This is a genomic window from Mycobacterium sp. (genome assembly GCF_051006775.1).
Classification (GTDB): domain Bacteria; phylum Actinomycetota; class Actinomycetes; order Mycobacteriales; family Mycobacteriaceae; genus Mycobacterium.
Genome location: NZ_JBPCSX010000038.1, coordinates 1 through 6969, shown reverse-complemented (window position 1 = coordinate 6969; position 6969 = coordinate 1). Strand labels below are relative to the sequence as shown.

Sequence of the window (6969 nt, the reverse complement as noted above, 5' to 3'; positions counted from 1 at the left end):
CGGAACCAGCTGAAGGAGAAGTGCGGGCCCAGGATGCCGCCACCGGCCAGCCACTGGCAGCCCACCGAATTCACCGCGGTCCTGACCAGGCCGCTCACCCCGGTCTGCTCAGCGAGGGTCTCGTCGCTGATCCCGCCGCACTCCTCGAACATCGGGCCGTGCGTGCCATCTGCCGTGGGCGCCGGCGCGTCCGACTGCTGCTGACCAGGCCCCGCCTGATCCCGCTCAGATGTCGAACAGGCACCGACGGAGGTCACCGTCACAGCGGCGACCACCAGGGCCACGAGTTTGCGTGTGGAGGTCATCGCCACCTGCTGATTCTCACAGCATGCACTGTAGCGGCCGGGCCCGGCGTAGTCGGCGACATACCCGCTGAACTGCTAGTTTGCCGACCCCGGCGGGTGTGGGAAAGTTACGTAATGCTCCTGGCGCTGCTGCGACAGTACGTCGCGCCGTACCGGTGGCCCGTCGCCGCGGTGATGGCGTTCCAGACCGTCAGCAGCCTGGCATCGCTGTACCTGCCCACCCTCAACGCGGCGATCATCGATGACGGTGTCACACAGGGGAACACCGCCCTGATCGTGCGCCTCGGTCTGATGATGCTCGCGGTCGCGGCCCTCCAGGGGCTGTGCGCGGTCGGCGCGGTCTATTTCGGATCGCGGACCGGAATGGGTCTCGGACACGATCTGCGGGCCGCGCTGTTCAGCCATATCACCACCTTCTCGGCCCACGAGGCAGCACGTTTCTCACCGGCGTCGCTGCTCACCCGGACCACCAATGACGTTCGGCAGATCCAGGTTCTGGTGCAGATGACGGCCACCGCTCTGGTCACCGCTCCGATCATGTGCGTCGGCGGCATCATCATGGCGATCCGCCAGGATGCCGGCCTGTCCTGGCTGCTGATGGTCAGCGTGCCCGTGCTGGCCATCGCCAATTATCTGATCGTGGCGCGGATGCTGCCGATCTTCCGCAGCATGCAGCAGCGCATCGACGGGATCAACCGCGTTCTGCGCGAACAGCTTTCCGGAATCCGGGTGATCCGAGCGTTCGCCCGCGAACCGTTCGAACGGCGGCGATTCGCCGAGGCCAACCAGGCCGTATCCGATGCCGCCCTGGCGGCCGGGCGCTGGCAGGCACTGATGCTTCCGGTCACCACCCTGACCATCAACATCTCCAGTGTCGCGCTGATCTGGTTCGGCGGTCTCCGGATCGACGCCGGTCAGATGCAGGTCGGTTCACTGATCGCGTTCCTCGCGTATTTCACGCAGATTCTGATGGCCGTCATGATGGCGACACTGGTCCTGGTCATGCTGCCGCGGGCATCGGTATGCGCGGAGCGCATCACCGCGGTGCTGGACACCAACCCGTCGGTCACCAGTCCCCCCTCCCCCATCCGTCCGGATGGAGGAGTTCACGGAGTGGTGCATCTGGACCGGGCGGGGTTCCGCTATCCCGAGGCTGAAAGCCCGGTGCTGCAGGATATTTCGTTCACCGCCACGCCCGGCCGCACGACGGCGATCGTCGGTGGAACCGGATCGGGAAAGTCGACGCTGGTGGCCCTGATCTGCCGGTTGTACGACGTGACCAGTGGCTCGGTGCATCTGGACGGTGTCGATGTCCGCGACTACGACACCGAGGATCTCTGGTCGGGGTTGGGACTGGTGCCGCAACGGGGCTACCTGTTCACCGGAACGGTCGCCGACAACCTGCGCTATGGCAAAGCAGATGCCACCGAGGACCAGATGTGGGCGGCACTCGCGGTGGCCGCGGCCGACGACTTCGTGCGTTCGCATCCGGACGGTCTGGCCATGCGGGTCGCCCAGGGTGGCGCCAACTTCTCCGGGGGCCAGCGGCAGCGGTTGGCCATCGCCCGCGCGGTGATCCGTAAGCCGTCGGTTTACCTTTTCGATGATGCGTTCTCCGCGCTCGACGTCGGTACCGATGCCAGGATCCGCGCAGCACTGCGCGACGTAGCGGCAGCGTCCACCGTAATCGTTGTATCCCAACGTATCTCGACCGTCATGGCGGCCGATCAGATCGTCGTACTCGACGGCGGCCGCATGGTGGGTGTCGGCACCCATGCTGATTTGGTTCACCGTTGCCCCGCGTATGCGGAGTTCGCCGATTCGCAGTCGCTGGTCTCCGGGGTCGGAGGGCAGCCGTGACCGCACCCCCGATGCGCGGCGGGATCCGGGCCATGATGGCCGACCCGGCGCAGGCGCGGTCACGGGATTTCGTCGGCTCGGCGCGGCGCCTGCTGCGCCGCCTCACACCGCACCGCATCCCGGCCATCGCGGTCATTGCGCTGTCGGTCTGCGGTATCGCGCTGTCGGTGATCGGCCCGCGGGTTCTCGGGCACGCAACAGATCTGCTGTTCAATGGTGTGGTCGGGCGTCAGCTGCCGGCCGGCATCACCAAACAACAGGCGGTGGCAGCAGCCCGCGCACGCGGCGACGTGAATATCGCGGACATGCTGTCGCGGATGGATTTGATCCCCGGCCGCGGGGTCGACTTCCCCGCTGTGGGACGCACTCTGCTACTGGCCCTCGGGATGTATCTTTTGGCCGCCTTGCTGATCTGGGTGCAGGCCCGGCTGCTGAACGTGATCGTGCAGCGGACCGTCACCACCCTGCGGGCCGAAGTCGAGGCCAAGGTGCATCGGCTTCCACTGTCCTACTTCGACTCCCGCCAGCGCGGCGAATTGCTGAGCAGGGTGACCAATGATGTCGATAACGTCCAGACATCGCTCTCGATGACGATCAGTCAACTGCTCAGCGCTGTGCTCACCGTCGTGGCGGTGCTGGCGATGATGCTGACCCTCTCACCCCTGCTGACACTGATCACGGTGGTCACAGTCCCGCTGTCTCTGTGGGTGACCCGGGCGATCACCCGCCGGTCACAGAAGATGTTCATTGCGCAGTGGACCAGTACCGGCCGGCTCAATGCTCATATCGAGGAGACCTACAGCGGTTTCACCGTGGTACGGACCTTCGGTCATCGCGAGTCCGCCCAGCAGCGTTTCGGTGAACTCAACGCCGACGTCTACCGCGCCGGCTTCGGCGCGCAGTTCCTCTCCGGCCTGGTGTCGCCCGCCACGACGGTCGTCGGCAACCTGAGCTATGTGGCCGTTGCGGTCATCGGTGGCTTCCAGGTGGCGACCGGTCGGATCACCCTGGGTGGCATCCAGGCGTTCATCCAGTACGTTCGGCAGTTCAACCAGCCGGTGACCCAGGTCGCCGGCTTCTACAACACCCTTGTGTCCGGCCTCGCCAGCGCCGAGCGGGTATTCGAGTTCCTCGACGAACCCGAGGAGATCGCCTCCGCGGCAGCCGATGCCGGCCCCGGACCGGGCCGGGTGGAGTTTCACAGCGTCGGATTCAGTTACCGACCGGGTACGCCGGTGATCGAGGACCTCTCACTGGTGGCAGAACCGGGCAGCACGGTAGCGATCGTCGGGCCCACCGGCGCCGGGAAGACCACGCTGGTGAATCTGCTCCTGCGGTTCTATGACGTGGACTCCGGCCGGATCCTGCTCGACGGCAACGACATCTGTGACATCAGCCGCGAGTCGCTTCGGTCCCGCATTGGCATGGTGCTGCAGGACACCTGGCTGTTTGGCGGGACGATTCACGAGAATATCGCTTACGGCAGGCCCGAGGCAGACGATGACGAGGTGCTCGCCGCGGCGCGCGCGGCCTATGTCGACAACTTCGTACGGTCGCTGCCCGAGGGTTACCAGACCAGAATCAGCGATGACGGCGGCACTATCAGTGCCGGCGAGAAGCAACTCATCACAATCGCCAGAGCGTTCCTGGCACGCCCCCAACTGCTCATCCTTGACGAGGCCACCAGTTCGGTGGACACCCGCACCGAACTACTGGTGCAGAAGGCGATGGCCCGCTTACAAAGTGAGCGAACTAGTTTCATCATCGCCCACCGGCTCTCGACCATCCGCGACGCGGATCTGATCGTGGTGATGGACGGCGGTCGTATCGTCGAGCAGGGCCCGCACGCCGATCTGCTGGCACGCCGTGGAGCGTACTGGGAGATGACGCGCGCTTAAGTTCTCAGCGCGCGTCCACCTTCGGCTCAGGACACCGGCGGTCGCCGGTGCGCCCAGGGTCGCGCCGCCTCGATCTGCGCGCTCAGCGACAGCAGCGTCGCCTCATCGGACGGTCGACCGACCAACTGCACCGACACCGGCAGGCTCTCGCCCTCAAAGAACCACGGCACCGATGCCGCCGGCTGACCGGTGGCGTTGAAGACGGCGCAGAACGGCACCCGCATCGCGACCAGCGAGAGCGTGCTGAAGCCGCCGCGATGCTGATACTGGCCGATCCGCGACGGTCCGGTGGAGGTACCCGGGGTGATCAACACGTCGAAGTCGTCGAAGATCGAACCGACTCGTGCGGTGAGCTTGGGTTCGGCTGCCATGACCTTCTGGATCTGACTTTCGGAGACCATCGAACCCAGCCGGGCGATTGCCCGGGTACGCGGCTCCAATCGCTCCGGGTAGGGCAGCTTGCGCACTTCCTCGTAGACGCCGCGCCACATCCGCGGCAGCACATGGCCGTACATCGCCCAGACCGGGTAGTCCGGGTCCCGCCACATCACCTCGTGACCGAGGTCCCGCAGCAGGGCCTCCATTCCTTCCAGTGCACGCTGCTGCGACCGTCCGACCCGCCCGACCATTGTCGGAGGCAGCTTGGCGCTCAACGCAATTCGCAGCCGGCCGGGCTTACGTTCGGCCGCCTTGACGAAGCCGCCACGAGGAGCCTTACCGGTGTTCGTCACGTCGAGGAACAGAGCGGCGTCGGTCACCGACCGTGCCAGTGGACCGTTGACGCTGAGGCCGTACCACGGTTGATCGGCTGGATCCCCACCACCGATCGGCACCCGCCCCCGTTGCGGCTTGAGACCGTAGAGACCGCACCAGCTGGCCGGGATACGAATCGATCCGGCGCCATCGGAGCCGAGCGCGAACGGGGCCAGGCCGGCGGCCACCGCGGCCCCGCTACCGCCGCTGCTGCCGCCGGGTGCATAGGCCAGATCCCACGGGTTGTGCGTTGCGCCGAACGACACCGTCTCGGTGAACGGCCATAGCATCATCTCCGGCACCGCCGTCTTGCCGAGGAACACCGCGCCGGCCTCGCGCAGCCGGCGCACCACCTCGGAGTCGACGGTGGACTCCAGGTCGTACGCGCTGGTGCCGAAGCAGGTGAACTCGCCGGCCACATCGCTGTCGTCCTTGATCGCGATCGGCACACCCAACAGCGGCAAGCGTTCGCCGGCGTCGAGGCGCTCCTGTGCGGCGGCCGCCTCCCGGCGGGCGCTGTCGGCCATGACGATCCGGAATGAACGCAGTTCGCGGTCGATCCGAGCGATGCGGTCCAGATACAACTCAAGCAGCGCCGGCGCCGAGATGGATCCGGCCGCGAGCATGCGGGCCTGCTCAGCGGCCCCGGAGAAGGCGATATCTGTGGCGTCCACTCAGCGCAGCGTAGCCGTTGACGAGCCGCCCCAACCGTTACGGTGGTCCTCATGGGTTGTGTGTTCTGCCAGATCGTCGCCGGTACCGCACCGGCGGTCCGCGTCTATGAGGACGACGACTGTCTGGCTTTCCTTGATATCCGGCCCTTCACCCGGGGCCACACCCTGGTGATCCCCAAGCAGCACAGCGTCGATCTGACCGACACCCCGGCGCCGGCACTGGCCGGGCTGCTGACCGTCGGTCAGCGCATCGCCAGGGCGACCAGGGCCTCCGGTCTGGCGGCCACCGGCAATAACGTGGCGATCAACGACGGCAAGTCGGCATTCCAGTCGGTGTTCCATATTCACCTGCACGTCGTGCCACGCCGCGACGGTGACAAGCTCTCGTTCGCGAAGGGAATGCTGATGCGCCGCGACCCCGACCGGGAGACCACCGGACGTATCCTGCGTGAGGCGCTGGCGGTGCTGCCATGAGTCTTGCCGAGAAGGCGCTCGGATTATTCGTGCGCACCCACGATTCGTTGTACCAGCGCAACAACGTGTGGATCGGTCACCGCATCCCGGGAGCGCCCAACAGCCTGCTGCTGCATACCGTCGGGGCCAAGACCGGACTACCCCGCACCAGTGCGCTGTCCTACGCCCGGGATGGCGACAGCTATCTGGTTGTCGCCTCCAACGGAGGCGACCCCCGCGCGCCGGGCTGGTATCACAATCTCAAGGCCGCACCCCGGGTCGAGATCAACGTGGGCCCGCGGCGATTCGAGGCCACCGCAATGCCGGTTCTGCACGACGATCCCGACTATGCCCGGGTGTGGCGGATCGTCAACGCCAATAACTCCGATCGCTATGACGGGTATCAGGCGCGCACCACCCGGCCGATTCCAGTGGTGCGACTGACGCCCTGAGTCAGAGGCGGCGTCGGCGTCCCCGGCGTCCCGGCCGGGGAACAACTGCCGTTACTCCTTCAGACCGGCGCGGGCCGCGGCGACGGCGAAGACGTCGTCAAGCATCTCCGGGGTGAGCCGGCCGGTGAACATGTTCTGCTGGCTCGGGTGATAGCTGCCGACGAGGATCACATCGGGAAGTTCGGCAACCACATCATGGCCGAATTTGGCTGCGCCCCTGGGCTTTCCGAGTAACCGCAGCGCGGCCTGCCAGGCGAAGCCGCCCAGGGCCACCACGACTCGAACGTGCGGCGAGATCAGCCGCCACTCGGCGGCCAGCCAGGGCTCGCACGCCTCCTGCTCGTCGGGCGTCGGCTTATTGGCGGGTGGGGCGCACCGCACCGCAGCGACGACACGAATTTTCGTGGTGGCCAGACCGTCCCCCGCGTCGACGCTGTCCGGGGAGTTCACCAGACCGGCGCGATACAACGCCGCAAACAACTGGTCGCCCGATCGGTCGCCGGTGAACACCCGGCCGGTGCGGTTGCCGCCGTGGGCGGCGGGCGCCAGACCCAGCACCAGGATCTGCGGCCGC

The 6969-nt window shown here is 66.6% G+C and carries 7 protein-coding genes; 4 read left to right on the top strand and 3 right to left on the bottom strand.

Translation table 11 applies throughout. The features are described 5' to 3' along the window. Positions 1-305: DUF3558 family protein (locus ACR2JI_RS02880; RefSeq protein WP_526387832.1), on the bottom strand; the 305-nt coding region annotated here is incomplete at its 3' end. 114 nt (positions 306-419) lie between these two features. On the opposite strand from ACR2JI_RS02880, the gene ACR2JI_RS02875 reads away from it, so the two are divergent. Together ACR2JI_RS02875 and ACR2JI_RS02870 are read left to right on the top strand one after the other, a co-directional pair. Beyond that, a complete protein-coding gene (locus ACR2JI_RS02875) occupies positions 420-2165 on the top strand; it encodes an ABC transporter ATP-binding protein (RefSeq protein ID WP_526387830.1) in 1746 nt (581 codons plus the stop codon). Next, positions 2162-4063 carry an ABC transporter ATP-binding protein gene (locus ACR2JI_RS02870; RefSeq protein WP_526387828.1) on the top strand — a complete coding sequence of 634 codons (1902 nt, stop codon included), beginning with the start codon at positions 2162-2164 and terminating at the stop codon, positions 4061-4063. Before ACR2JI_RS02875 ends, ACR2JI_RS02870 begins: the two co-directional genes overlap by 4 nt. A 26-nt stretch (positions 4064-4089) precedes the next feature. Here the strand turns inward: ACR2JI_RS02870 and ACR2JI_RS02865 are convergent, their stop codons facing one another. Continuing rightward, entirely contained in the window at positions 4090-5490 is a 1401-nt protein-coding gene (locus tag ACR2JI_RS02865; protein ID WP_526387826.1) for an amidase, read from the bottom strand. 51 nt (positions 5491-5541) lie between these two features. On the opposite strand from ACR2JI_RS02865, the gene ACR2JI_RS02860 reads away from it, so the two are divergent. Continuing rightward, complete coding sequence (locus tag ACR2JI_RS02860; RefSeq protein ID WP_526387824.1) at positions 5542-5964, top strand: HIT family protein; 423 nt, start codon at positions 5542-5544, stop codon at positions 5962-5964. Continuing rightward, positions 5961-6395 carry a nitroreductase family deazaflavin-dependent oxidoreductase gene (locus ACR2JI_RS02855; RefSeq protein ID WP_526387822.1) on the top strand — a complete coding sequence of 145 codons (435 nt, stop codon included), beginning with the start codon at positions 5961-5963 and terminating at the stop codon, positions 6393-6395. Before ACR2JI_RS02860 ends, ACR2JI_RS02855 begins: the two co-directional genes overlap by 4 nt. Before the next feature lie 51 nt (positions 6396-6446). Here the strand turns inward: ACR2JI_RS02855 and ACR2JI_RS02850 are convergent. Further along, positions 6447-6969, bottom strand: a 523-nt coding sequence (locus tag ACR2JI_RS02850) for a uracil-DNA glycosylase (RefSeq protein ID WP_526387820.1), incomplete at its 5' end; no start/stop codon positions are given.

Coding starts and splice junctions, on each gene's coding strand:
- ACR2JI_RS02875 (WP_526387830.1), top strand. CDS start 420: ATGCTCCTGGCGCTGCTGCGACAGTACGTCGCGCCGTACCGGTGGCCC.
- ACR2JI_RS02860 (WP_526387824.1), top strand. CDS start 5,542: ATGGGTTGTGTGTTCTGCCAGATCGTCGCCGGTACCGCACCGGCGGTC.
- ACR2JI_RS02855 (WP_526387822.1), top strand. CDS start 5,961: ATGAGTCTTGCCGAGAAGGCGCTCGGATTATTCGTGCGCACCCACGAT.